Below are 26,940 nucleotides of genomic sequence, written 5' to 3'. Positions count from 1 at the left end.
ACAGGTGAAGATTCTCACACCTGAAAGCGCAGTCCCTTAAGAACATATGAATAGCAAGATCGAATGTAGAATTTTGGAAACAGAAGAAGAATTTTCCACATGGAATGAGTTCGTGGCATCGACCCAGGAATGCCCGATAATACAGTCCTATGAATGGGGAAAATTCAAGCGAATATCCGGATGGATACCGATTCGGATTGCTGTTTTTGATGATGACAAGATCGTTGGCGGAATCTCTATTCAGAAGCGGAATATTCCCTATATTGGAAAATGTCTTTTCTATGCACCGCGAGGTCCGGTTATTGATGTAACGAGTTATTATTTTACAGTTTTGATGAATACAATCTCCGAGATCGCAAAAAATCATAATGCTATTCTCTTGAAGATCGATCCTGAGATCGATGAGAATGATGAAAAGTCATTGAGGGTGTTAAACGAGCACAATTTCACTTTTGCCATGAAGCAAATCCAGCCACGGGCAACCTTTTTTCTCGACCTGACACAATCTCTCGATGACATCATGGCCGGTTGCGAGTCGAAAACCAGGTATAATATCCGTCTTTCAATGAAGAAAGGTGTTAAGGTCAGAGAAAATACATCGTTGGAAGGTGCACGAATTTTTTATGATATTTACGAAACAACGGCAAAACGCGATGCTTTTATTATTCATAACGAGGAATACTATAAACAGGTAATAGAGTTAATGGCCCATAAGGGGATGGTGAAATTATTCCTGGCATATTATGACGATATCCCCGTTGCGGGTGTGTATATTTTTGCCTTTGGTGAAAAGATCTGGTATATGTATGGGGCATCTTCGAACGAATATCGCAACGTGATGCCAAACCAGGCGCTGCACTGGCATGTGATACAATGGGCAAAGGAACAGGGATACAAAACCTATGACCTCTGGGGAGTACCAGCTCATCCAAAAGAGGGACATCCGCTCTTTGGGGTGTATCGTTTTAAGAAAGGATTTGGTGGTGAATTCAAGAAATTCATCGGCATGCACGATCATGTGTACAAACCATTCTGGTATAACGTGATGAACCGCGGTATAAATACCTATGTTTCGATTCGCAGCCTGATCAAAAAAGGTAAGATTTCAGACTCATTAGAGGAATAATGACGCTCAAAGAACTTTTACAGAATAGTGGTGATTACGAGCTTCTACGGGGTTCAACAGGTTTAGATATTGCGAAAATTTGTGTTGATTCAAGAAGCGCTGAGAAGGGATATCTTTTTGTTGCAATAAAAGGTGTTGATGTTGACGGACACGAATTCATCGAGAAAGCAGTAGAAAATGGAGTGGGTGCAATCATGCTTGAAGATGAGACTTTTATGCCAGCAGAAGTTTCTGTCCCTGTTTTAAAAGTAAAGAATTCACGCAAAGCACTTGCTCATCTTGCAGCAGCATTTTACGGCTTCCCGGCACGTAAACTCATCGTAATCGGCGTTACCGGTACAGACGGCAAAACAACTACTTCTACGCTCATTCATCACATACTCAACGAAGCCGGACACAAAACAGGACTGATCACCTCGATCAATGCTGTTATCGGGGACCGCATTCTGGAAACGGGATTTCATACCACAACACCCGATGCTCTATCTCTTCAGAAGTATTTAGCAGAAATGGTCGATGCCGGATCGGAATATGCAGTCATCGAAACCTCATCACATGGACTTGCTCAGTATCGAGTGGAAGCATGTGAATATGATATCGCAGCTTTGACGAACATAACATCTGAACATCTCGATTATCACCGATCGAGAGAGGAATATATACAAGTAAAAGCTCATCTATTTGAGCTTCTTTCTTTATCATCTAAAAAGAACGACATTCCTAAAATAAGCATACTCAACAAAGATGATCCATCCTACGAAAATTTTCACAAACATCAAGCAGATATGCATATTTCATTCGGCATAAAGAAGAATGCCGATTATAAGGCAGAAGATGTTATGCAGAACGAAAAACTCCGTTTTAGTGTTCATGCGACAGGAAAGACATTAAGGATTGAAAGCCCACTTTTGGGAACATATAATGTGTATAATATTCTCGCAGCAATTGCGGTTGCCCGTTCACAGAACATATCCTGGGATGTTATTGTCAGAGCAGTTTCCTCGTTACGCACCATCAAAGGGAGAATGGAAAATGTTCTACACAAACAGGGCAATTTTATGGTTATCATCGATTTTGCCCATACAGCAAATGCCCTTGAGCAGGCACTTCTTGCAACCCGATCGTTTACAAAAGGGAAGATTCACGTTGTGTTTGGCAGTGCGGGGCTACGAGATGTTCAAAAAAGAAGGGAAATGGGGAAGGTTGCAGGCAGATTTGCAGATAGGATTTACATCACAACCGAAGATCCCCGTACCGAGTCGATCGATGACATCATACAAGAAATAGCAGCAGGTTGCATACAGGAAGGACGAAAAGAAGGGATTGACTTTTTTAAGATCCCTGACCGAGAAAAAGCTATAGAAAAAGCAATTATTTCAGCACATAATGGAGATACGGTTATTACCTGTGGAAAAGCACATGAAACAACCATGTGCTATGGTATTGAAGAGACACCATGGAGTGAATACGATGCTGCCCAAAAAGCCCTCAAAAAGCGAGCATTAATATTGACAGAGAAGAAGGGACAAAAAAAAGAGTAGACTATGATATTTGGTATTGGCACAGACCTTGTTGAAGTTGAACGAATAAAAAATGAGTTGGCTTCCCACGGCGAAAAATTTATCGAGATGCTCTTTACTCAGAGTGAAATAATCTATTGTACAAGAGCTGAGAATATTGGAATTCAAGCTCAGTGTTTTGCTGCACGTTTTGCAGCAAAAGAAGCATTTCTCAAAGCACTTGGCTCAGGGCTTCGCGGTGGACTGCAATGGAAGGATGTCGAGGTTGTTAATAATGAACTCGGCAAACCGGAAATCAGAATACAGAAAACGGCAAAACAGGTTTGCGAAAAGGCCGGTATAAACAAAATACATGTGTCACTTTCCCACACCAAAGAATCAGCAATAGCAATTATCATTTTAGAAAAAATAAATTGAAACCGGAGGAATAAATGCAAAAGGTCCTTGTTACCGGAGCTGTCGGTCAAATTGGCTCTGAACTTACAATGGAATTACGGAAAATTTATGGTAATAACAATGTCGTTGCAGGTTTTCGCAAAACGCAGCCCGGAGAGAAACTGAAAGAATCCGGACCTTGCGAGCTGGTCGACTGCACGGACGTAGAGCAGGTGAACGATGTCGTTAAAAAGTATGATGTCGATACGATCTATCATCTCGCTGCGATCCTGTCTGCCGTAGCGGAAGCAAAGCCAAACCTCGCATGGAACGTGAATATCAATGGTCTGTACAATGTACTTGAAGTTGCCAGAGAATATGGATGCGCAGTTTTTACACCCAGCTCAATCGGTGCATTTGGAGAATCAACCCCTCTCGATAATACTCCACAGGATACGATCCAGAGACCAGGTACGATGTACGGTGTAACAAAGGTTGCCGGAGAACTGCTCTGCGATTATTATTTTAAAAGATTCGGCGTCGATACACGCGGTGTGAGATATCCCGGAATTATCTCGAACGAAACCCTTCCGGGAGGAGGAACAACTGATTATGCGGTCGAGATCTATTATGAAGCGATCAAGAAAAAAAAATATACATGTAATCTCGGCAAGGGAACGTTCCTCGATATGATGTATATGCCCGATGCGATCAAGGGAGCGATCGACCTCATGGAAGCAGATCCTGCAAAACTCAAACACAGAAACGCATTCAATGTTACCGCAATGAGCTTTGATCCGGAAATGATCGCAGCTTCGATCAAAAAGGTAATACCGGAATTTGTATTAGAATATGATGTCGATCCTGTCCGGCAGGCAATTGCGAATTCATGGCCTAATTCAATGGACGATTCCGCAGCTCGCGAAGAATGGGGATGGAGTCCAAAGTACGATCTCGAAGCTATGACCAAAGATATGATCGAAGTCTTATCTAAAAAATTAAAATAATTTATATTTGGAGGAATACATGCCAGTAAATAAGATAAAAACTGCGCTTGAAAAAGAACTGAAAGACCTTAGAGAGAGCGGCAGAGACAAAGGCGCTGAAATGGTGATAACAGACGTGATCAAGCCGGAAGGCGAATTTGGTCCTCGCGTCTGCATTCAGGGTTATGGAGATAAGAAATTCATCAAAATGAATTCAAACTCATATCTCGGTATGTCATTGAATCCTGAGGTTATCAAAGCCGAAGAAGCTGCTGCAGAAAAATTTGGTGTCGGGCCAGGTGCCGTGCGCTTCATTAGCGGAACCTATACGCCGCATATCGATCTAGAGAAGAAACTTGCGGATTTTCACGGACGTGAATCTGCAATGATCTTCAGCTCTGCGTATGTGACCAGCATGGGTGTGATCTATCCCCTCATGACAAAAGAAACCGTGGTTATCAGCGATGAATTGAACCACAACTGTATCATCCAGGCGATCCGCCTTTCACGCCCCGCAGACAAGATGATCTATAAACACAACAATATGGACGAACTCGAAGCCCGTCTGCAGGAAGCTGTGGGCAAAGGCAAGCGCTGTATGGTCATCACAGACGGCATCTTCAGTATGCGCGGTGACTATGCACCTCTGGACAAACTCGTCGAATTGTGCAACAAGTATAACGACAAGTTTGAAGAAGGTGTTTTCTCAATTGTTGACGACTCCCATGGTGTGGGGGCACTCGGCAAGACAGGACGCGGAACCGAAGAATACCTCAATACAAAAGTTGATATCCTCATTGGAACGCTTGGCAAGGCATTTGGCGTGAACGGCGGCTATGTAACATCATCCGAAACGATCACCACATACCTCAGAGAAAAAGCTCCGATGTACATCTATTCAAATCCGATCACCAATTCAGAAGCTGCCGCCGTACTGAAAGTACTCGAGATCATCGATTCACCCGAAGGACTCAAGAGGTTGGAACATCTTGCTAAAATGACGGCGAAATTCGAAAAAGGTCTGATCGATCTTGGCTATGAAACCATCAAAGGACCTCACCCGGTTGTACCGCTTATGGTTCGCGATACACCCAAAACCGCTGAACTAGTCAAATACCTGACCGAGAACGGCGTACTTGGCACCGGACTGAACTTCCCGGTTGTGCCAAAAGGCGACGAAGAGATCCGATTCCAGGTAAACGCAGACCACACGGCTGCTGACATCGATGCGGTTCTTGACGTATTAAAAAAATATAAAGACACACACTAATACCACTTAATCAGAAAAGAAAAGCCCCAGCGCAATGTTGGGGCTTTTTATCGTTAATACTATTTACTTATATCCTGAGTTCTTTAAGTAAATTGGAAATTTCTTTACCTGAAGGAATATTCCCCCCAGGATCAATTTCATTTGCTTTATCAAGAAGATTTAATCCTGAATGATTACCATCAGACAATTCAACCATTGCCATAATTCGTAAACAAAGTGCGGCAGATTCTAAAATTTCTTCATTTTTCAGAAAATATAGAACTTCTGCATCAATTAATTCAGGGTTTTTTAGCTTGACATCTTTAGATTTTCCGATTTGTTCCTTTTGAAATATTTCATTTACAATAGCAGCTGCTAAGACATCTATATCAGAATCAGGCATATCAGAATATCTATTTTTTAAATCATCAATAATCATACTATATGTTCCAAGCATTCCAAAATCAATTAATTTGTTTAACCTCTTCTTGAAACGAGTTTTTAGTTTTTTGAACATCTTTTTCCTCACAAATAATGAATACTTATTTTTTTAGGAATCTCCTCAACCTTCTCAAAAAACATCGTTGGATTCATTTTCTTGAGCGGTTCTGGATTGGTGTATCCCCAGGAAACAAATCCAATATCGAGCCCAACTTTTTGTGCAGAATGTAAGTCGCGCATCTCGTCTGCAATATAAATAGCTTCTGAAAGGGAGATTTTGCATTTGTGTGATATTTTCTTGAATTTTGCTTCTTTACCAAATAGTAAGACCCCACATTCATAATCTGAGATCAGGGCACTCAGTTCAGGTCCAAGTACGGTTTTTACATTTTCCTCTGAGTTTGTGCTAACAACGGCAAGCGTCAGTCCGACACCGTGCAGTTCGTGCAGCATTTTCGGCACACCATCAAAGAGTTTGATCGTATGGATCTCTTTTTTCATAAGTCCGCGCATGTGGGTTGCGATCAGCGGGAGTTTGAGCATTGGAAAGCCCACGTGTTTGATCATATGTTTTGCATCAAAGTTTCGTAAATCCTCAACCTCCTCGTCCGTAATGTTTTTGAAGCCGTATTTATCTGCAACAGCACGAATGTTCTTCACGAACCAATAAAAGGTATCGGCAAGCGTGCCGTCGAAATCGAAGATGACAAGTTTATATTTCAAGACATTTCCTTTTTTTATTTCTGCGCAACTATTATAAGCTGATTGCTGCTCATAATATCATAGGAAGAAAAGTTGAAATCACCATAAAATTCTAACTTCGTGAATCCTGCTTCCCGAAGAAGTTCATGATAGTCATCACGAAGTAAGAGTCTATACCTGAAACTTGAGCGATGAAAAGATTGCTCGTCTGCTGTATGCACCAGGTCGAGAACATGAACTTCCCATTCATCCTCGAGATAGTCAATAATCATAACACGGGAATGGGAAGGAGTGTTTCTTATCGGAAAAAATCGCAGTTTTTGAGCATACTGTTTATCTGTCATACCCTGCGAGAGGACAAGTATGCCGTCTGGATTCAGGACATTCCTCATGCTCGTTAGTGCAGCGAGAATTTCTTTCTTTTCGATAAGATGCGGCAGAGAGGTTGTCATGCAAAGGACAGCATCAAAATGACCGGAAAGATGTCTGAAATCTTTCTTTTCAAGAGGAATCTCCATCACATAAGAAGCGATCTTTTCCTTTGCGATGTTCAGCATTGCTTCTGAGATATCCGAACCGAAAATATCGAATCCAAGCGATTTGATACGAATGAGATCCGATCCGGTACCGCAGGAACAGTCCAGGATTTTTTTTACATTATATCGATCGAATAACTTTCTATAAAATTCTAACCTGCTTTTGTCTTCGAAAGGATTCTCTTTCTGCATAAGGTCGTAACGGGAAGCAAAATCAAGGTAGGGATCTTTTGTATTCATGCTCATTTTTTCACCTCGCAAAATAAGCTGGAACCATCGACCCCATAGAAGGATGCAGAAACATTGAGCGATTTTGTTAGAGTAGATAAATCATGCTTATTAAACGTTCTTGCAGTAAATCCATCTTTACAAACAATAATTCCATTACCTGTTTTTTCTTCGTCGATCTTTCCTAAAAGCCCATGTGCTGCCTGATCACGAAACCATTGCAGGCGTTCATTCCAGAATTTCTCTGAATAGGTCGAAAACAGTGCAATGCCATTTTTCTTTATAACACGCAGTGCCTCGGACATAATGCGGACAGGATCTTCATGGAAAGCGGAAAGTCCGTTTTGAATACACACGACCACATCAAAGGAAGCATCATCAAATTGCAGACCGATCGCATTCATACAATGAATCTGCCATCCAGACACATCCTTAAGATATTCATGTGCATATCGGATATTCTCCTCTGAATTATCGATACCAACGACTTGATCGGTTTTCTCTAAAAAATATTTCATTGCCCTTCCATACCCGCAGCCGAGTTCAAGCACGCGATCTCCCGGATTTATCTTATTACACACGAATTCTATTTCAGCTTTAAGATACTGCTGGACACACGGAGTAGCGATATCGTAGCATTTCTGCAGACGTTTTCCCGAAAGAGTATTTGCGTAATAGTCGCTCATAATATTTAACTTTATGAAAAAATCTGTAGATCATGAGCAACAACAACCTTTCCCGAATAAGACTGTTGTATTTCATTAAGAATATCTTTCGATGTTGTTTTCCAGAAAAGCATGTGATAGGTAACGAGCAGCTTTGGTTTGCATCTATTGGCAATATCGGCAAGTTGCTTCGTTGAAGCATGATGGGCCGCATGATATTTTTTCCACTCAGGCGGCAATGTTTCAAACCCTTTCTGCGAATACACTTCATGAATAAGAATATCCGCATCTTTTGAAAAAGAGATAATGTTGTCGCATGGTGATGTATCGCCGGAGATCACGACGGTTTTATCGGGAGTTGTGAACCTGAAGCCATACGTTTCTATATCACCGTGTGCAACGGGAAACGCTTCGACTATTATATGTTCATCCTGAAATATGATTCCCTCATTGATTTCATGTACATCAACTTTCCAGCCGGTTCCACTAATAGGCTCGTGTCCATGGATTCTATATCGGATATCTGTTTCATATGCACCCAGGATATTTTCAGCCATCTTTTTGATTCCTTTTGGACCAAACAACGCAAGCGGTTCGGTTCTTCCCATTATCCATGGCGTGAGTATAAGATCGGGAAGTCCAAGCGTATGGTCGGAATGAAGGTGTGTACAAAATGCTGTGCTGAGGGTTTCGATCTGTAATTCATGCAAAGAACCGCCATACTCGGGAGTAAGCGCTGCGATTTGCCGCACAACATTTGCTCCAAAGTCGACAACATAAGGTTTTTCATCAACAAGAATGAGTACTGCGCACCCCGAATGTTCGGGATTGGGATTGGGATTGCCTGTACCAAGAATGATAACTTTTGTGGAAGGATTGTCTATATGTTGTAACATAATTCTATAAAATTATTCCAATACCTGCCTGTATACCTTGAGACATAAATTTAAAATCGACATTACCACAAACACGAAGAAGGAATTTTTTAAAGATTCTATAAGTTATTCTATATGTAAGCCCATTGTAATCCTCATTCCAATTCTCCTTATATGCATATCCAAGCATTATTCCTGAAATGTTATCATTGAGCAGGTAATGAACATTCGCATTTACACTGCCCAAAAACATATCTGATTTGAAGTTAAAAGAGAGATATAAATTTTCCATAAATCCATAGCTCATCTCAAACGCAGGGAGCAATCCCCTCAAACCGGTTTCCTCTCCTTCACTTCTATATAAAATATTTATTCCAAGTTTTAAGGCAAAAGATTTATAGAGAAAATTTCCAGATGGCTGAATTATAATTATACTTGGTTTTTGTCCATACATAGAAATATTATCTTCTCGAAGATACCATGCATTGAGACCGAGTCCTTGAGAGAAAGGCAAGGGATTATATCCAACCGAAATAGTTTTATGTGGTCTGACACAATCATAATATAGTTGATTATTTGCATACATGACCATCAGATAATGCGGTGGTGTCTCTTCCTTCACTTCCTGTCCGTATATAACGGAATAGGACAACATAACAATCACGATGAGTACTGTTACTCTTTTCATCATTCTCCTTTCCCTGATTAAGAGTACTATTTTATTATGGTTTTGATACTTCTTTACAGCGTATCTTCCAGCTTTCCATGAAGAGCAATCCGGGATTTTCATCCATTTCCATGCACTCTGCAGTAGGTGCTTGGAGCACCATATCAAAGAGGAGCGGTTCCTTTGGTGTAGGATATAGTGTCATATCAACATCCTCCTGAATGAGATACCTGAAAGGATCGATCTTGCTGAAGAAGTACTCGATAAAGTCGGTTTGCTGTTCTTTAGAAAGGGTAATAATATATTTTGCTGCCTGACCAACTGATGTATCGACGGGAATCCAACCGGAATTTGGGATGTATATATGTGCCCAGAAGTGGTCGCCACAATGTGCTGCACTTAGCGGGAAGAGCTGCATGCCACCAGAAGCACGAGCAGGAATACCGACAGATCGACAAAGTGCTGAAAAGTACATACTCTGAGCTCCGCAGTCGCCATATCCATGTTCATGAACAAACACCGATTCGGGGATTTTCAACGCTTCCAATGCAAGATGGGGCATGTAGCTGTAATCAAGATCGTACACAATATGATCATAGAACTTTTTGGCAATGAGATATGGATTGGTTTCATCCCCGGCAATCCTTCGAGCTGCATCGCGAATTTCCGGTGTAATGGCAATATTCTTGTCCGATGCAGTATAGCGCTTATAAAGTTCTGAGTTCTTATCATATTCACCAACTATTACTGGATCGACATTGAACCGAACTTCATATGCAGTGTACGTGAATTTTGTCCCAATTCGTATGCTGTCCGTGATCTCTTCAAGAGGGAATTCATAATACACATACCCAATATCTCCATCAAGCTGAGCGGGATATGGAGTATATTCTTTTGAGCAGATCGATTCGATCTTTATATTTGTCTGCGAGGAATTTGAAAGCGGGAGCGGCATCCAGACGTTAAGCAGACCTTCATCAGGAAATTTTTCTCGCGGGATGGAAAGACAAGCATCGAATTCAAAGATAAGCGGACTTGAAAGTGTCTGCCATGAAGGAAGATTTTCATCTTCATAAATGTAGGGAGACATTATCTCAAAGATCGTTCCCATCTTTCCCAATGCACCTTTTGCTTCTACGGACATGAAGTCAGGATATATATGATAAAGCGTGTTCAGGAATTCATCAAAATAGTAGGTTTTTCCGCCAATCTCAATATGTGCAAGACGACCGTCTGCAACCACTTCATCGATCCGTTCCCCAGTTGTTTCTGGATATTTTTCTTTAATCATTTTCCGCACATCAGCTTCTGTGTGAGTATAGGTGAGAAGGATTTTTTCTAACCGGGTACACGCGACCCGGCATTGATTTGCAAGCTCGATATCACCCTCTTTAAGAAGTTCTTGGCGTGCTTCCTTGTAGCGATCTTGTGCTTTAAAGTAATCTGCATTCTTTTCGAGAGATTGTGCCTGCATATAAAGGGTTTTTCCTTTTAATAATTCTATACCGTAAGCAGAAGAACAAACAGCAAAGATGAAGATAAAAACGATAATTGAAAAGAGAGTAGTTTTTCTCATGTTGAGTCCTTATAAATTTTTTGCATTCACGAGAGTGAATTATTCAAGCCCAATTTTTGTCAATAAATTAAATATACAGAACCATAAGAAAGAGTAATAAAAAAAACCGCCCGAAGGCGGTTCTTTATGCTTGAGTGAGAGAGGGTACTATACGTTATTATCAACAGCTATAGAATGTGCTTAAAGAGATTACAGGATGATTATCAATAATCAGGTCTCTTTTGTGTGATCTAAAGCACGTGACGAATAATATCTCTTCGCGAAACAATCCCTACAACTTTGCTGTCCTGAAGTATTGGTACTCTGCGAAATTGATATTTTGATATCGCAATAGCAATTTTTTCTATTCTTGTCTCTGGATCGAAATGAACTAAATTCTCTGTCATGGCTTCACTAACTGTTGTATTATGAAGATAACCACAAAACAAGAAATTCAGAATGTCCTTTTCAGAAATAATGCCAATAATTTTTCCATTGTCATCGACAACGGGCATTCCGCTTATTCTGTTTTCCAATAATCTCTGAATTGCCTTATCTAGCATAACATCAGGCCCAATAGTTATTACGTTTTTTTCCATAATATCTTTGGCTTTTAGTGTTTTTTGCATGAGAGCCCCCTTGGTATATGTTTAAGGATTATTTAGATATTTATCAATGGCTTCAGCAGCATCTCTGCCGTTTCCCATTGCATCGATGACCGTTGATCCGCCCGAAAGTGCATCTCCACCAGCGAACACACCGGGGATGTTCGACATATAGTTGTCATCGACCTTGATGCCACCCCATGAATAGGTGTCCAGCTCCGGAACATTGCTGAGGAACAGCCTGTTCGGTGTTGTGCCAAGAGCATTAATAATTGTATCCATTTCCAAAATGAATTCAGATCCCTCGACATTTACAGGTCTTGGGCGTCCGCTCTTATCGGTTCCCTTGAATTCAGTCTTGACCATTTCAATGCCGGTTACCCAACCGTCTTCATTTCCGAAAATGCGGCATGGAGAGATCATTTCTTTAAAGATGATACCTTCTTCTTCTGCGTGATGGATCTCTTCTGCCCGTGCAGGCGCACATTGCTTTGTGCGTCTATAGAGAATGGATACTTCTTTTGCGCCGAGACGTTTTGCGCAACGCGCAGCGTCCATTGCCACATTACCGCATCCGATAACACCTACTTTATCTCCGCAAATAATGGGAGTATCCCAATCAGGAAATTTATAGGCTTTCATCAGATTTACTCTGATTAAGAATTCGTTCGCGGAGTACACACCTTTCAGTTTTTCGCCTTCGCAATTGAGGAATCGGGGAGCTCCGGCACCTGTTGCCAGGTAGATCGCATCATACTCTTTTTTGAGAACTTCAAAATCAACATTTTGACCCACAACCTTGTTGAGTTGAATATCTACACCAATCTTTTCAAGATAGGAGAGTTCGTAGTCCACAACATCGCGCGGCAGTCGAAATGCTGGAATGCCATATTGAAGCACACCGCCAGCCATATGTAGAGCTTCAAAGACCGTTACCTCATAGCCGAGTTTTCGCAGATCAACTGAACAGGTTATACCTGCGGGTCCAGCACCAACGATTGCTACTTTTTTGCCATTGCTTTCTTCCGGGATCTGTTCGAGGATGTCTTTTTTGCGAGCCCAGTCTGCTACAAAAGCGAATAGTTTGCCAATATTGATGGGTTGTCCTGTTTTATCCAGCACACATTTTCCTTCACATTGGTCTTCTTGTGGGCACACCCTGCCAGTCATTGCTGGAACTGCGTTATCTGCTTTTGAGAGATAGAATGCTTTTTCGAATTCTTCATCTGCAATAAGCTTGATAATATCTTTGATGCTCATGCGCACAGGACAGCCGGTTTCACACATAGGAACCTTGCATTGAAGGCAACGTTTTGCTTCTGTTACAGCTTCTTCTGAGGAATAGCCGAGGGGTACGGACATGAAATTTGTAATTCGAACAGCGGGATTTTGTTCTCTCATAGGTACTCTAGGTTGAACAGCCATTATACCACCTCCTTCATTTTTTCATTATAGCATTCCATTGCCACAGCTTCCTTGTTTTTAAACATGGCGAGCCTGCTGATTGCAGCTTCCCAATCCACCTTATGACCGTCGAACATTGGACCGTCTATACAGGCGAGTTTTTGTTCTCCATCGATGAAGACACGGCAGGAGCCGCACATACCCGTTGCATCGACCATGATCTGGCGAACGGTTGTATAGACAGGAACATTGTACTTCTTGGTTAGTTCGGAAAGTTTCTGCAATGGAGGAATTCCACCACCGGCAAAAACCTGATCGATCCTTCTCTCTTCGAGAAGTTCCTGCATAATATCAAGATAATGACCTTTCCTACCGACAGAACCATCTTCTGTACAGAGGATAAATTCATCTGAAACAGATTTTGCGAGTTCTTTTTCAGGATAGATAAGAGATTTGTCAGGGAAGCTCTGGATGGAAATGATATGATTTCCCATGATCTTACCCAATTCTCTGCACATTGCATTATTTTCCGCATGACCGCAAACAAGATCTGAGGCAAAAACAACTGTGCCGTATTTTTTCAGCGGAGGAGGGGTGCCCATTGGACCGATTACTTTGTAGAGAGCATCACCGACGTTCCATGTGTCTAACTCCCGGGATGTTTTCCCAAGTCGTTTAATATACATGGTGATCGTATCGCCCTCGGCTCTCTCTATAGACATTGGTATTCTTTCACCGTTTTTCACAGTTATAAGGACTGCGAAGTTACCTGGCCTGAACCTCTTTGCTACTTCCGGAGCAACAACATCGATAACATAATCAACCGCATTCAAGTCTTCCTTTCTTGTGATTGTGTGTTTCATGAAGATCTCCTTTTATTTGTGTATTGATATATTCAAATAGTTGGATATGCACATCTAAAAAAATTTATCCTTCAATTTTTTTAATTATATCGATCGCGAAATCATCAACGACTTTATAGCAAACCTGATTTCCCTGACGCCTGCTCACGCAGATGCCGGCTTCTTTGATTGTCTTAAGGTGCTGTGAGATAGTCGATTGCGGTAAGCCCATTTTCCTCTGACAGGCAGAAACATTACATTCGTCATGATATACACCGATAACGATTTTTAGTCTGTCCGGATGAGAGAGCGCTTTAAGTACTTTACATGTTTTATCTATATCGTATTTCATATTACCATAATAATTTTTTTATTAAAGAGCTTACCCAGTTATTCATTGTCAAATTTTTCAGGGTATTCATTCTTTCTTGATAGTAAGAAAAATGACATTACTAATCGATTCAATCTTATGGATTCATCTATATATTTACTTATTCCGCTACCCACTCCTTTGCCTTATCTAGTTCATCGGTATGAAAGACCTTAAATTGCCCATGAATGGTGAATCCCCACAGCCGCACACCATCGATGATCCATTTGATGTCGGTGACAATAGCAATCTTTTCCCAGATTGCAAGATGGCTAAAACCAACTTTCAAATCATCGAACATTGCACCTATTGAAAATCCCTTGTATTCAGGACCGAAGTAATAGATGAACCGTATTCGTTTGTAATGTTCCAGCTTTTCTTTTACTGCCGGGATAACCACGTTTTGATAATCTTCTGCTGTCAACTCGCCGATTGCAATGAGTCCCAAAGCATTATCCGGAAGATCTTTCATTAGTTCTATCATATGACTACTCCTTGATTGCACGGTTGATAAAAAGTATAATTACTTGGGTTTTTGATACGTTTTCGGACCGTTTGGCCACTCGGAAATCTTATACCAACTTTCAGGATAACCAACTTCTTTTGCCATATCGCCGGGAGAACTGACATAGCCGTCATCATATCGGGCAACGAGCAGCCAGGCAAATTTCCACCACTCATCAACTACTTGATTTCCCTGGTTTTTGCAATACGTAGTAATGAGCTGGCGAGCTTTTTCTGGATCCGTTTTATAAACCTCAAGGGCTTGTTTATCCATTATATTGATACCATCGAGTTCTGCAAGCTCAATTTCATTTTGCTTATGTTGGATATCTTTGATCATATAATTGTACTTCACTGCAGCCCAATTTGCAAGAAAGTTAAATGCCCACCACGCACTTTCAAAACTTAAGTCAGCCGTATCACAGGTGTAGAAAGGGGGTGATATCTCAGTAACTCCGCAGTAGAATGGAACATAACAGGTGCTCATTGGTTCATCCGGACCAAACCAGAGTATACCCCCGATGGGATCGGGTAGCCAGTCTCGGGCTTGACAGACGTAACTGAAACCGCAACGATAGATCGAGATAGTTCGTTCCCATGCGCCTTTTAGCTTTGCGTTAGGATCACCTGTATCACCCCCGGCATCCATTGGTCCCGGATAGCGGAATGGACACCCGAAGGGTCCCGCAGTTACCCCTTTTGATTGATCAAATTCTGTTCCTTGGTAGTAGTCACGATACAGATCCATCACATCTCGTACATCTAGCTTTTTATCAGGTTTTACTGAGAAGGGATATGCTTTGGTATAGCCATTTTCAACCCACGGAGAGAGATTCATGGAGGGTGCAAGCCTGGATTGAAGTCGCCACACCCTTCGAAGGGAGTAATATGGATGACTGTATTCACCAAGACTTACAGTTTTCAGCCAATCGAGTTTACCATCTTCTGGTTTCCACCAGCCATGCTTCTCGGCAATATCATGAAGGTCCTTGCAATAGAGCATATTCGGATCCTCTGGATCTACTTCACGAATGCGGATTTCATTTGCAGCAACAAATACCTCCCCGTCCGGCACTTTCTTTGCAATCCAGAGTCCGCCTACACCTTCCGGACTTGGGGCCATTTCTATCACCCATCCCTCTTCGGTGTCACCAATAGGCAATGTTTCTCCTGTTCCATAATATCCATAGGTTTCTATGAGATGGCCAATAAGAAGAACTGCCTCTCGGGCTTTTGTACAGCGTTCTGCTGCGACACGACTCAGCTCAGCGCTGTAGAAAATTAGTTTCCCGGGTATCGGATCTGGTTGGATTTTGGTGCCATCAGTACATTCGCCAAACATCAACTGGTGTTCATTCATAATGGCATAACTGCCATCGAAATAGGCATAGGTGTGTTCTACCTGAGGAATTTGTCCCAGAGGAATACTCTGTGGATGGTTGGGATCTTCATACGTTGGACCTCTGTCAGATCCTACATATCTTCGCAGCAGGTAACCGTGATATTCCGGCCTTTCACCGAGTGAAGCGGCATCATAATAGATTGGTCGGAATGTGCCCGGTTCATGATCTGCTGCTGGAACATAAACCAGACGTTGATCAAACAACTCGCTGTCATCAGAATGGGCTACGAAAACAGAACCATCAACTGATGCTCCTTTTGTTACAAGTATAGTCGTGCAGGCTATAAGCGGCAATGTGGAAATAATCAAAATACAAATGGTAATAATTATCATTTTTTTCATAGTATACTCCTTTCAAAAAATTCGTACTCGTTCATTGTCGAATGTGAAAACTACAGGAAGCATAGTTTTATTTAATTTTTTGTCAATTATTTATGGGAAGCAAGTTAGACTGAGAAAAACTATTAGCAAGTGTATTTCAAGGTATTTGTATAATTTTACTATAACCGATGGCCCAGTTACTTCGAATCGTTATAAATTCAAAAGCAGGAGACTGCTTTACAACAAAGAAGCTCCTGCTCTTGCGATATTTGATATTTATTATCTCAGAAACTCTATAATTAATGCGTTGGTTTCCGCCGGTTTTTCCATGCCAATAAGATGACCAGAAGACAGGATTTCGATATCGATATCAGGCACGTTTTCCGCTAATGGTATAACTGTCTGCGGGTCTCCAACAAGCCCATCCTTGTCTCCAAGAATGAGAAGAACAGGGATGTCGATCTCTTTGAGTTGCTCTGGGGTAAATGTATTGGGAGGGGATCCTTTTCTTGTAACTCCGTTCAGCACCAGCCAGAACCACTCCTCGGTCTCTTCCACAACACTCGGGTCATATCCAAGAGCCCAGTGGAACATATTATTTTGGAACGGCTTAAGTGGAAAGAGCTGGTATGCCATAAGTTTTGTGTTCACGCTCGATGTGGCAGGCGTCATTCCCATCGGACCAAGCAGTGTTACAGATTTCACTTCATCGGGTGCGTGCATGGCTCTATTCATGGCAATGAATCCACCAAATGACGCACCGATCACATCATAGGGCTGAGTGATGCCAAGTCCTGCAACGATGTCATCATACATTTGATTTAGCCCTTCTGTGTCAAAGGGGATCGCTTTTTCGTCTGTTGCAATGCTTTTGCCCGGCTCTCCAATGTAATCAACAGCATAAATCCTGCGATCTTTCGCAAGCTCTTCTACATTGTAAAGCCATGACCACGAACCCATACTTGCAGCATGGAACAGCAGAACGGGTGGAGCGTCTTCTGGACCACAGATCACCACGAATGCCTTTCCACCGGCACACTCAACATATTGTGTTTCATACGGCACAGGCCATTTATCCATTTTGTCATCATAGATCCGCTGCAGGTCTGCTTTGAGTTGATCATTTTTGTATAAAGGATATTTGATCGCATCGATGAACGAGAGCATCACAAATCCAAAAAGAAAGACAAGCACAAGAACTGTACGCACAATATACATTATGATCTTTACGTTTTGAGTTTTGAATAAAGCACCGAACAATGGTGAAACAAGGATACATATGAGGAGCAATGGAATTGCAGGAACGACCCTTCCCAATGAAAGGGTTATGATCAACAAGATCAAGAATATTCCACAAAGCACCCAGCCGATAATTGTAGCGGTAAGTGACATACTAAACCTCCTATTTTTGCTATTGAATCTTTATAATTCTACCGGTCAGCACCGGTTTGCCATCGAGAACTACGCTGCAGAAGTAAGTACCACTCTCAACCGACCGTCCTCGATCATCTTTTCCATCCCATTTAATCTCAGCTGTATGTGTTGGCTGGTTGGTGATACTATAGCTTCTCACAACCTGACCCTTGACGTTAAATAGTTTAATGTAAGCAGATCGTGCGGCAAAAGGCGCCGAAAAAGAGATGGATATATCGTCTTTAAAAGGATTTGGATAATTAGTTAATTGGATTGTGTATATTCCTGCTTCATCATCTGTGCCAACATTCAGGGCATCAACCCAAAAAACTTCTGACGGAGCATCCTCAGGTAGAGAGGTATTGAATACAATATCTCCTGTTGTTGCGGTTCCCGAAATGTAGTAGGAAAAATCTTCGGTCAAAGCGGGGAGTGTTGCGGACCACACTCCATTCTTAAGCAGTGCGGGAATTTCCGTATAGTTAGGAGAAGATATGCATCTATAGGAAACTGATGCTCCGGACTGTAAGAATTTCGGATTCAACCTGAATTTTATCTGCGGGTTTGTTCCCGAAGTATATGCCTTCAGTGGATCATGCAGTACGATCAAGGGATTTGTGCTGAAAAGCTCATTGGTAATACAGTGAACAGCGCCCCAATATTGGATGATGAACTCCGAATCTATGGGAATGATTTCATGATACGGCATGCAGTCTGCATAAACCTGCAGGGCTTCAGCGTCGGAATCAAAACCATACAACGGAACAAGCCCCTTGTCATTTATGATAAGCGAATTTGTATAGGTATAATTGATCGTTCCGGCAGGTCCTCCGTAATAATACGGGGGCATTGGAATTCTCTCGACCCGAAACTGCCTTCCATCAAGACTAGAGAGCGTTCCAAGATAGTCTGCAAGATTATTCAGAAGTTCATAATCACCTGGGTAGCTTGCACCAGGATTTTCATATTCACCCACGATGAAAAGCGTGTCATTTAACAGCTTGCAAAACATATCCACATGCCCGGTTCCGTCACCGTTCATCGGTGCGAAGACGACCATTGAGTCTATGCCGAAGAAGGCTTTGAACTCTTGCTTTATCTGGTTTTGGGTATAACCCCCATTATGGTTGTAAATGTTTGTAGAAAAAAATCCCATGCCGTTGCCGTCGGTCAAATGGTTTCCGCCATGATGGATCAGGTTGCTGTGATAAATGGGCAAAGAGAAGAAATCTGCGATGGTATAAGGGATTAGGTCGATGCCATAGTTGCCGCTCCAGATCAAATCATCGATCGCGAACGCTCCTTCATCATGAATGCAGAAGGGTCCATAGTCCCGAATCCACATCCCCATATTGTTCATTGTTGCATCATGAATGAAGTTGACGTTAGGCATATTAACCCCCACTGAGGAAAGATACGTGGTCGCGATGCCCTCATAATATGAATTCGCCACGACCATATACACTTTATAATCATCGGCAACAGCATATGCGATGTCACCGATGATCTCATTTCCCCATCCGGGCCACGCCAGAATGACACCGTCCGATCTGCCGAACTCAGCAGGATTCACTGTTTCATAACCGGGTGGAGGATCTTTGACCTTCTCAATTATTGAATCCCGCGATACAATTGGCGGCTTGTGAACTGCTGGTATTTCTGAAGCCTGAGTCAGGAACGCTGCAAAGAAGAAAACAACGATACATAATAAAAAAATAATAATACGTGGCTTCATTATACCTGCCAATCTGTGATTAGGGTAACAAAAAAAGAGAAATTTAGCGTTTCAACGTCAATAAATCTCTATATGAAATATGCGGTAAGCCAATGCCGCAAAGGTTCTTCAATATCAATATCTTCGATTTTATCAGGATCAAGAGAGCGCTTTTCATACGCTATGGTAACGAGATCGTTAAAGGCAAGGGCTTTTCGATCTTCAGGAACTTTTTCTTGCAGATTGTAAGGATAATTATACTCAGGGGGAAGGATTCTTACGTTGTCAGTATTACATCTGACTGAAATAAGTGCACTCAGTACTGCTTGGTGTAGGAAAATCTTATGCAATACATCAACACACGCAGCTTGCTGGTATTCAGTATCTTGTACGAGTTTTTCAAATAATGAAAGCCATTGTCTGAACAAACATGCAGCCGGATTGACCGCAAACGCATGAGTATTATAATATGCCCGAATCAGCGATTTATCAACAAAGGTTTCGACGTTACTGTCGGTATCTTTAACACTGCATATTTCATAGATCTTTTTCCAGAAAATATCGAGTGGTTCGTTTGCTTGAAGACCGACATTTTTGATGTGCACAGGGCGCACTGCGCAGTCATTTTGTTCTTTTAACAAATATTCGATAGGTGGGTTTACAACCAAACATGCAGGATCAATCCAGATGAGTGTACCTGCTTCCGGGAAGAACTCTTCAGCACGGGCACAGGCAAAAACTTTATCACCATAATAATACCGGTGCAAGTAATCAGGAATATCCAGCATGATGCTTTCTGTCAGGTCATCCTCCAGCTCTTTGCAAGATACCTGTATCGGATTGACATTAAAGATAATGATCGGAAACCGTGCAAGTCTTCCTCCCCACGTACGTATACTTTTAACCAACAATGTCAACCGAGAGAGTTCCTCTGGAGAACGAACCATTGTAATAAAAATCGTTTTAAAATCTGATGTCATTTGAGAAACCTCCTCGTACAGTTTATAATTATAAAGGGACGATGAATCTGCGACCAAATGCTATAAAAAGGGACATAACAAACAGGATAATATCCGCAATTATAAATGGATGCTCAGGACAGTTCAGGTGAAAGATGAAAGCAACGATCATCATCACGGCAAGAATGGCTGCAGCAAGCGGCGTTACCCATTGTGGGACTTCGATTGCAGCACGTACGACCAATCCGACAGCACAAATGAAGAGTAGTACAGAAACGATAATCATCAGGGGACGATTATACATGCCCGAATACTTAAAAGCATGGGAAAATGCCGTAGCAATTATTTTCGTTGCCAGAGTCATTTGCAGAATCCACAACACAATATTCATCTTATCTCCGATTGGTTTTTCACCAAACTTTTTCCCAGCATTGTGATGTAAAGATTTTTTTGAATCCAAGTTTCTGATAGAACTTCTGCCCCGAGCCGACATAAGCAACCTCAGCGCCGAGTTCCTTGCACCTTCGGATGCTTTCAAGAAGTGCTGCTCTTCCAAGCCCCATTCTTCGGAAATTCGGATCAGTTGCGACCGGTTCGACATACACATATTTTTTCTGAGGTACGAACCAGGTTCCCGCAAAGGAAACGAAATCTCCAGATGGTGCTTCGACCACAATCGTAAGTTCTTTGCGAAAGTTGGGACCGGACTGCATTTTCTTTCTCTCTTCTATATCCTCATCTTCTTCAGGCGGTTCTCCTGGATGATTGAATCCGCGCCAGAGCACACGATTGATCTTGTACAGGTCATTGTCGTCAGCCAGACTTTTTATGACAAATCCTTTAGGAACAGTTATTTCAGGAAAAGGATCGGGTATGCTCAGCATGGAAAGAGGACGATCTTCCGCATTTATTCTCATATACCCTTTTGAGGTAACGAGAGAGTTGAGAGCGTCATCAAAATCATTCTCAAACACATGCAGATATGATTTGCCTTCTTTTGTTGAACCCTTCAATGAACGCTCTGCATACTCGAGCATTTCGGGCTTGAGCGCAGTATAGTCAGGATGAATCTGGAAAAATACTTCTCCCAGCCGGGACTCGTAATGAACTACAGCAACTATCTCTCCATTCTCTTGCCATATCCTGATCTTATCCAAAGAATCTTCATCAAGATATGGATGTGTATGCATATACTCCCATGCCGGTTGCAGCCAGTTGCCGTCCCTGTTTTCCGTAAGATAATGAGCGATCAGGAAATCACTGACGCGAGAGAAATCTTCCGGGCAGTATTGATGATGTGTGATTGACATAAAGACCTCTGAAATTCATTTTTAAAAGTGGAAATATTCATACGAACAAATTGTCAATAAATTAAAGAAGAAAAGGCACAAGCCGGAGCCTGTGCCTTCATTTGTTGGTTCATAAAACCTTGTTAACAGCTTGACACCAAATTTTTAAAACTAATTAACAGGTTAAAGAACTGGAACCAAAAAAAGGGATTTTAATAAAAGGAGTCAAGATGAAAAAATATCGTCTTGGAATCGATCTTGGAGCTACCTCACTTGGATGGAGCATCCTAGAGCTAAATGACGACAATTTTCCGATTGGACTTATTAACCTTGGAGTAAGGATTTTTCCGGATGGAAGAGACGCAAAAACAAGTCAACCACTCAATGTAACGAGACGAGAACATCGCGGTGCAAGAAGGAACAGAGATAGATATTTGCAAAGAAGAGCATATCTCATGGATACTTTGATAGAATATGGATTACTACAAGAAGATGAAGAAAAAAGAAAACAACTTCAGCTCATTGATCCATATTTTCTAAGAGCAAAAGCTCTGGATGAAGAAGTTACGATATATGAGATCGGTAGAATAATTTTCCATCTCAATCAACGCAGGGGGTTCAAAAGCAACAGGAAACTAGATAGTGCAGAAAAAGAAACCTCCCGTTTGAAAGAAGCCATCAAAGAACTGCGACAAAAACTGGATGCCCAAAACGCTCGAACACTTGGAGAATATTTATACAATATGAATAAGGATATTCCCCAAAATGAACATCACAAGAAACGACCTGTAAGAATAAGAGACTTTGGAAAATCATATAACTTTTATACTTCAAGAGAGATGTATAAGGAAGAATTCGATTTTATCTGGAAAAGTCAGGTCAGATTTCACGATGAGTTGACAGATGATATTAAAGAACACCTTCGTGATATAATATTTTTTCAGCGTCCGCTTCAGCCGCAACAAAAAGGCAAATGCAGATTTGAGGTGGATGAACCAAGGTGTCCTGTTGCATATCCTCTTTTTCAGCAATTCAGAATTTACCAGGAAGCGAATAATCTGATTTTATTGAATTTCGAGCGAAAAGAACACGAATTAACAAAAGAGCAAAGGGACATTATTATTAAAACGCTTCTCAAACAGAAAACCTCAACATTTAAAAGTCTGAAAAAGAAAATACTAAAAGAAGATCCAGAAGACTATGTATTTAACCTTGAAAGTGAGAAACGAAAAGACCTGAAAGGCGATGAAACATCCCATATTATGAGAAAGGAAGAATGTTTTGGAAAGCAGTGGGATAAACTTTCAAACGATCAACAGGATGAAATCATACGACGTATTATTAATGAAGATAATGATGTCGAAATAGAAAAAACAATGACAACATGGCTTCAAGAGAATTTTGGACTTACGAATGAACAGGCAAACAATATTAAAAATGTCCGATTACCACAGGGCATAGGAAGTCTCAGCAAGAAAGCCATCAATAAATTACTTCCATATTTGAAAGAGGGTTATATATACTCAGATGCTTGTGCAAGAGCAGGATATCATCATTCTGATTTTCGCACTGGAGAAATTTATGACGAGGGAAATCTACCCTACTATGGAAAAATTATGCCACATCATGTTTCGTTTGGGACAAACGATCCAGATGATATAGATGAAATACGTTATGGAAAAATTGCAAATCCAACTGTTCATATTGCACTCAACCAACTGAGAAAGTTAACCAACGCACTGGTAAAAAAATACGGACCTCCAGCTCAGATCGTGATTGAACTGGCACGTGAGCTTAAGCTCGGCAAGAAACGTCTGGATGAAATAAATAGAGACCAGGCAGAAAACAGAAAGCATAATGAAGAAATAGCAGAAGAGCTTGAAAAAATAAGCATTGAAAATACTTATCAAAACAGATTAAAATATAAACTCTGGGAAGAACTGAACCCGGATCCGATAAAACGCTGCTGTCCTTATACTGGAAAACAAATATCAATCAATGAACTATTCACAAACAAATTTGAGATTGAACACATACTTCCTAAATCCAAAACCTTTGATGACCGACCTCTCAATAAAACTGTTTCATACTATCTTGCGAACAAGTTCAAAGGAGAAAGGTCACCTTATGAAGCATTTGGAAACAGTCCGGAAGATTACAATTGGGATGAGATACTAGAAAGAGGTAAAAAGCTCCCACCTAAAAAGCGATGGAGATTTTTTCCTGATGCAATGAAGAATTTCGAAGATCAAGGAGAATTAATTTCCCGACTGCTTACTGATACCCAGTATATGAGCAGAATGGCAAAGGAATATTTGAGTTATATATCCGGACCAAATAATGTGTGGGCTATTCCGGGAGCACTTACTTCAAAGTTCAGAGCAAAATGGGGATTGAACGAACTGCTTTCTGATGATTCGGAAAAAAACCGTGCTGATAACCGGCACCACGCCATCGATGGATTTATTGTAGCGTGTACGGACAGAGCAATGCTACAGAAATTTGCCCGTGCAACAGAAAAATCAAGGGATAGGTTTATCGAAGAAATGCCACCACCCTATGAAGAATTTTCGCACGATGGGATGCAAAAACAAGTAGATGATATTGTTGTATCTTATAAACCGGATCATGGAAATGCGAAGGAAGCTATAAGGCATGACCAAACAGTGGGGCAGCTTCATGATGAAACCGCTTACGGGCTTGTATCCGAAACCGAAGATAAGATAACCCTTTCTGTCCGCAAACCTATTCGTGATTTAACCACGATAAAGAAAATAAATGAGATCGCCGATAATCGGATAAGAGAAACTCTGTTGAATGAAATTGAAAATAATAAAGATAAAAAAATTGAAAACATCTTGGAAGAATTTAGACAAAGAACCGGAACAAAGAGAGTTAAAATACATGTGGAAAAGGACAAAAAAACAGTCGTTCCAATAAGAAACGACAAAGGAGAGAGTTATAAATATTACCTTTCCGGTAATAATTATTGTGCAGACATTTACTGCCCCGATAAAGGAAAGGATGCAGGCAAATGGCAGATAGAAATTATTCCTATGTTCTATGCCCACCAACAGGATTTTGAACCCGAATGGCATAAAAAATATCCGACAGCAAAAAAGATCATGCGCCTGTTCATTAATGATAATGTTGCTTATGAAGAAGATGGGATTAGGATAATTAGAAGAGTAAGAAAAATGACAGGTAAGATAGTATATCTTAGAGAGCTAGATGTGGCTAAAAAAGAAAAGGGTAAAGAGGATATTGGTGAACAGTTCAGACCTACAAAATTACAAGATATGAATGCCAGGAAAGTTGGAATAGATATTCTTGGGAATATTTCCGATCCACGAAGACATGAATATACTAGAGATCAAAACGAATGACATCTTCCTGAGTATTAGTAGAGGTTTTATTGTTGTTAAATGCAAAAGGGAAGAAGTTAGAAAAGAACCGCTTGCTGACATAGACGCGATCATCGTCAGCGGATTCGGCATACGCTATTCACACAATCTCTGTGTTCGGTTATGTGAGATGAATATTCCATTGATACTATGCGGGAAGAATTATATTCCTGTAGGGTATCTTATTTCCCACTGTTCCAACTATGAATTTACCGGCAGGATGAATATTCAGCTCGATGCATCTGAAGCTCTTAAAAAACGTATATGGCAGACGATCATTAAAAAAAAGATCCGAAACCAGAGATGTGTGTTGTTGGATAATGGAGATTATGCAAAAGATTTTGCAAAACTGATCGAAAAAGTTCGATCAGGCGATCCTGATAATATCGAAGCGCAGGCAGCAGTTCGCTATTGGAAAAGAGTATTCGGTAAAGCTTTTAATAGGGATTTTGATGAGCCGGGTATAAACGCATTTCTTAATTTTGGATATGCAATCATAAGAAGCTGCGCAATACGGTATTGTATTGCCTTTGGATTGCTGCCCTCAATAGGATTACATCATCATAACAAACTTAATCCCTACTGCCTTGCGGATGATATTATAGAACCGTATCGTCCGTTTGTTGACAGGAAGATATTTACCATGCACGTAGGGAATGAGGATGAACTCAATCCACTGCATAAAAAAGAGCTGGCTGATCTGTGCAACGAGCGATTCATCATGGACGGCAAAAGATTAACTCTTGAGCATTGCATGAAACAAACAGTGATTTCTCTTGTTCGGTCATTTAAAGAAAAAAAGAACACAATACAATTTCCAGAGTTTTATGATAAGCGGACTTAGACTCATGTGGATGCTTGTAATGTTTGACCTGCCGGTCAAAAAGGACGTGGATAGAAAACGTGCAACAAAATTCCGGAATTATTTATTGGACGAGGGATTCAGCATGAGTCAATATTCTGTGTATATGCGATTTTGCGGAACTCGTGAACGGGTGGACTCATATAAGAATAAAATAAGAGAGCACGTTCCTCCAAGTGGTGATGTTTGTATCTTATGTTTTACTGATAAACAATACGGAAAGATTGAACACTTCTGCAACCGCAAAAAAGAAAAAATGCCCGATAAAACAGGCCAGTACCTATTGTTTGATTAAGAAATCACTCTCTTTTAAATGTAGCAATAGCAGCTAACTAACAAGCGCAAGGCATATTAGAAAGCTGCTATCTTTCAAAACTACAATTTGGTGTCAAGCTGCAACTCCTTCGTCATAATACCTCGCAATGTTCAATCTTTCAAAACTACAATTTGGTGTCAAGCTGCAACATAGTTTTATCTCCGTTTGATGGCCAATCAAATCTTTCAAAACTACAATTTGGTGTCAAGCTGCAACGGATCATGTTTTTGATATGTTTTTTTTCGATCTTTCAAAACTACAATTTGGTGTCAAGCTGCAACCTGATCCACACCGTACAGAGAAAGCGGTAATCTTTCAAAACTACAATTTGGTGTCAAGCTGCAACATAAGAATTACTATACGCTTGCGATGCTTCATCTTTCAAAACTACAATTTGGTGTCAAGCTGCAACATACTTCATCTTCAAATCCCATTTTTCTTTATCTTTCAAAACTACAATTTGGTGTCAAGCTGCAACCGGGGAAATTGAATATTTCAAGAAAAGCACATCTTTCAAAACTACAATTTGGTGTCAAGCTGCAACCATTTTAGTTCCTTTAATTTTTGTTTAGTTATCTTTCAAAACTACAATTTGGTGTCAAGCTGCAAC

At 41.0% G+C, this 26,940-nt stretch carries 26 protein-coding genes and 1 CRISPR repeat array; of the genes, 8 read left to right on the top strand and 18 right to left on the bottom strand.

Annotated elements, in window-relative coordinates:
* The first annotated feature begins 46 nt into the window (after window positions 1–46).
* Genes JW794_04845 through JW794_04825 form a run of 5 tightly spaced genes read left to right on the top strand, consistent with a single transcriptional unit; the run spans window position 47 to window position 5,277 of the window.
* Entirely contained in the window at window positions 47–1,126 is a 1,080-nt protein-coding gene (locus JW794_04845; GenBank protein MBN2017445.1) for a peptidoglycan bridge formation glycyltransferase FemA/FemB family protein, read from the top strand.
* Entirely contained in the window at window positions 1,126–2,667 is a 1,542-nt protein-coding gene (locus JW794_04840) for a UDP-N-acetylmuramoyl-L-alanyl-D-glutamate--2,6-diaminopimelate ligase (GenBank protein MBN2017444.1), read from the top strand. Before JW794_04845 ends, JW794_04840 begins: the two co-directional genes overlap by 1 nt.
* A 3-nt stretch (window positions 2,668–2,670) precedes the next feature.
* Window positions 2,671–3,063: a holo-ACP synthase gene (locus JW794_04835; protein MBN2017443.1), complete on the top strand. Its 393-nt coding sequence runs from the start codon at window positions 2,671–2,673 to the stop codon at window positions 3,061–3,063.
* Between the two features lie 14 nt (window positions 3,064–3,077).
* Window positions 3,078–4,028: an L-threonine 3-dehydrogenase gene (locus JW794_04830; GenBank protein MBN2017442.1), complete on the top strand. Its 951-nt coding sequence runs from the start codon at window positions 3,078–3,080 to the stop codon at window positions 4,026–4,028.
* Window positions 4,029–4,047: 19 nt separating this feature from the next.
* Window positions 4,048–5,277: an aminotransferase class I/II-fold pyridoxal phosphate-dependent enzyme gene (locus JW794_04825; protein MBN2017441.1), complete on the top strand. Its 1,230-nt coding sequence runs from the start codon at window positions 4,048–4,050 to the stop codon at window positions 5,275–5,277.
* A gap of 67 nt (window positions 5,278–5,344) precedes the next feature.
* Here the strand turns inward: JW794_04825 and JW794_04820 are convergent, their stop codons facing one another.
* The 18 genes from JW794_04820 to JW794_04735 form a co-directional block, all read right to left on the bottom strand.
* On the bottom strand, window positions 5,345–5,773 hold the full coding sequence (locus JW794_04820) for a hypothetical protein (protein MBN2017440.1): 429 nt from the start codon (window positions 5,771–5,773) through the stop codon (window positions 5,345–5,347).
* A gap of 8 nt (window positions 5,774–5,781) precedes the next feature.
* Window positions 5,782–6,420 (bottom strand): HAD hydrolase-like protein, encoded by a 639-nt coding sequence (locus JW794_04815; protein ID MBN2017439.1) that lies wholly within the window; start codon window positions 6,418–6,420, stop codon window positions 5,782–5,784.
* A gap of 14 nt (window positions 6,421–6,434) precedes the next feature.
* A complete protein-coding gene (locus JW794_04810) occupies window positions 6,435–7,175 on the bottom strand; it encodes a class I SAM-dependent methyltransferase (protein ID MBN2017438.1) in 741 nt (246 codons plus the stop codon).
* Window positions 7,176–7,177: 2 nt separating this feature from the next.
* Complete coding sequence (locus JW794_04805; GenBank protein ID MBN2017437.1) at window positions 7,178–7,849, bottom strand: class I SAM-dependent methyltransferase; 672 nt, start codon at window positions 7,847–7,849, stop codon at window positions 7,178–7,180.
* A gap of 11 nt (window positions 7,850–7,860) precedes the next feature.
* Window positions 7,861–8,724 carry an MBL fold metallo-hydrolase gene (locus tag JW794_04800; protein MBN2017436.1) on the bottom strand — a complete coding sequence of 288 codons (864 nt, stop codon included), beginning with the start codon at window positions 8,722–8,724 and terminating at the stop codon, window positions 7,861–7,863.
* A gap of 4 nt (window positions 8,725–8,728) precedes the next feature.
* Window positions 8,729–9,391: a hypothetical protein gene (locus tag JW794_04795; GenBank protein ID MBN2017435.1), complete on the bottom strand. Its 663-nt coding sequence runs from the start codon at window positions 9,389–9,391 to the stop codon at window positions 8,729–8,731.
* 34 nt (window positions 9,392–9,425) lie between these two features.
* Entirely contained in the window at window positions 9,426–10,946 is a 1,521-nt protein-coding gene (locus JW794_04790) for a transglutaminase domain-containing protein (protein ID MBN2017434.1), read from the bottom strand.
* Window positions 10,947–11,176: 230 nt separating this feature from the next.
* Window positions 11,177–11,554, bottom strand: coding sequence for a CBS domain-containing protein (locus JW794_04785; protein ID MBN2017433.1), 378 nt, complete (start codon window positions 11,552–11,554; stop codon window positions 11,177–11,179).
* A gap of 21 nt (window positions 11,555–11,575) precedes the next feature.
* On the bottom strand, window positions 11,576–12,955 hold the full coding sequence (gltA, locus tag JW794_04780; protein ID MBN2017432.1) for an NADPH-dependent glutamate synthase: 1,380 nt from the start codon (window positions 12,953–12,955) through the stop codon (window positions 11,576–11,578).
* A complete protein-coding gene (locus tag JW794_04775; protein ID MBN2017431.1) occupies window positions 12,955–13,797 on the bottom strand; it encodes a sulfide/dihydroorotate dehydrogenase-like FAD/NAD-binding protein in 843 nt (280 codons plus the stop codon). Before JW794_04775 ends, gltA begins: the two co-directional genes overlap by 1 nt.
* Before the next feature lie 64 nt (window positions 13,798–13,861).
* Window positions 13,862–14,128: a winged helix-turn-helix transcriptional regulator gene (locus JW794_04770; protein ID MBN2017430.1), complete on the bottom strand. Its 267-nt coding sequence runs from the start codon at window positions 14,126–14,128 to the stop codon at window positions 13,862–13,864.
* A 139-nt stretch (window positions 14,129–14,267) separates the two neighbouring features.
* Window positions 14,268–14,630 carry an STAS/SEC14 domain-containing protein gene (locus JW794_04765; protein MBN2017429.1) on the bottom strand — a complete coding sequence of 121 codons (363 nt, stop codon included), beginning with the start codon at window positions 14,628–14,630 and terminating at the stop codon, window positions 14,268–14,270.
* A 39-nt stretch (window positions 14,631–14,669) separates the two neighbouring features.
* Window positions 14,670–16,394, bottom strand: a complete 1,725-nt coding sequence (locus JW794_04760) for a C69 family dipeptidase (protein MBN2017428.1) — start codon at window positions 16,392–16,394, stop codon at window positions 14,670–14,672.
* 258 nt (window positions 16,395–16,652) lie between these two features.
* Window positions 16,653–17,765, bottom strand: a complete 1,113-nt coding sequence (locus JW794_04755) for an alpha/beta fold hydrolase (GenBank protein ID MBN2017427.1) — start codon at window positions 17,763–17,765, stop codon at window positions 16,653–16,655.
* A 19-nt stretch (window positions 17,766–17,784) separates the two neighbouring features.
* On the bottom strand, window positions 17,785–19,521 hold the full coding sequence (locus JW794_04750; GenBank protein ID MBN2017426.1) for an agmatine deiminase family protein: 1,737 nt from the start codon (window positions 19,519–19,521) through the stop codon (window positions 17,785–17,787).
* Window positions 19,522–19,589: 68 nt separating this feature from the next.
* Complete coding sequence (locus JW794_04745; GenBank protein ID MBN2017425.1) at window positions 19,590–20,480, bottom strand: hypothetical protein; 891 nt, start codon at window positions 20,478–20,480, stop codon at window positions 19,590–19,592.
* 28 nt (window positions 20,481–20,508) lie between these two features.
* Complete coding sequence (locus JW794_04740) at window positions 20,509–20,850, bottom strand: DoxX family protein (protein MBN2017424.1); 342 nt, start codon at window positions 20,848–20,850, stop codon at window positions 20,509–20,511.
* 19 nt (window positions 20,851–20,869) lie between these two features.
* On the bottom strand, window positions 20,870–21,769 hold the full coding sequence (locus JW794_04735; protein ID MBN2017423.1) for a GNAT family N-acetyltransferase: 900 nt from the start codon (window positions 21,767–21,769) through the stop codon (window positions 20,870–20,872).
* A gap of 209 nt (window positions 21,770–21,978) precedes the next feature.
* Between JW794_04735 and cas9 the strand changes: the two genes are divergently transcribed.
* From cas9 to cas2, 3 genes are read left to right on the top strand one after another with little or no spacing between them, the layout of a single operon-like run.
* Complete coding sequence (cas9, locus tag JW794_04730) at window positions 21,979–25,134, top strand: type II CRISPR RNA-guided endonuclease Cas9 (GenBank protein ID MBN2017422.1); 3,156 nt, start codon at window positions 21,979–21,981, stop codon at window positions 25,132–25,134.
* Complete coding sequence (cas1, locus tag JW794_04725) at window positions 25,106–25,996, top strand: type II CRISPR-associated endonuclease Cas1 (protein ID MBN2017421.1); 891 nt, start codon at window positions 25,106–25,108, stop codon at window positions 25,994–25,996. The genes cas9 and cas1 overlap by 29 nt, the downstream gene beginning before the upstream one ends.
* Entirely contained in the window at window positions 25,980–26,309 is a 330-nt protein-coding gene (gene cas2 / locus JW794_04720) for a CRISPR-associated endonuclease Cas2 (GenBank protein ID MBN2017420.1), read from the top strand. Before cas1 ends, cas2 begins: the two co-directional genes overlap by 17 nt.
* A 69-nt stretch (window positions 26,310–26,378) precedes the next feature.
* Window positions 26,379–26,940: direct repeats of the CRISPR family, unit length 36 nt; unit sequence ATCTTTCAAAACTACAATTTGGTGTCAAGCTGCAAC.

This window comes from Candidatus Cloacimonadota bacterium, from assembly GCA_016932035.1.
Taxonomy (GTDB): domain Bacteria; phylum Cloacimonadota; class Cloacimonadia; order JGIOTU-2; family JGIOTU-2; genus Celaenobacter.
Note: the sequence above shows the minus strand (reverse complement) of the source record. Positions and strands in the feature narration are given on the sequence as shown.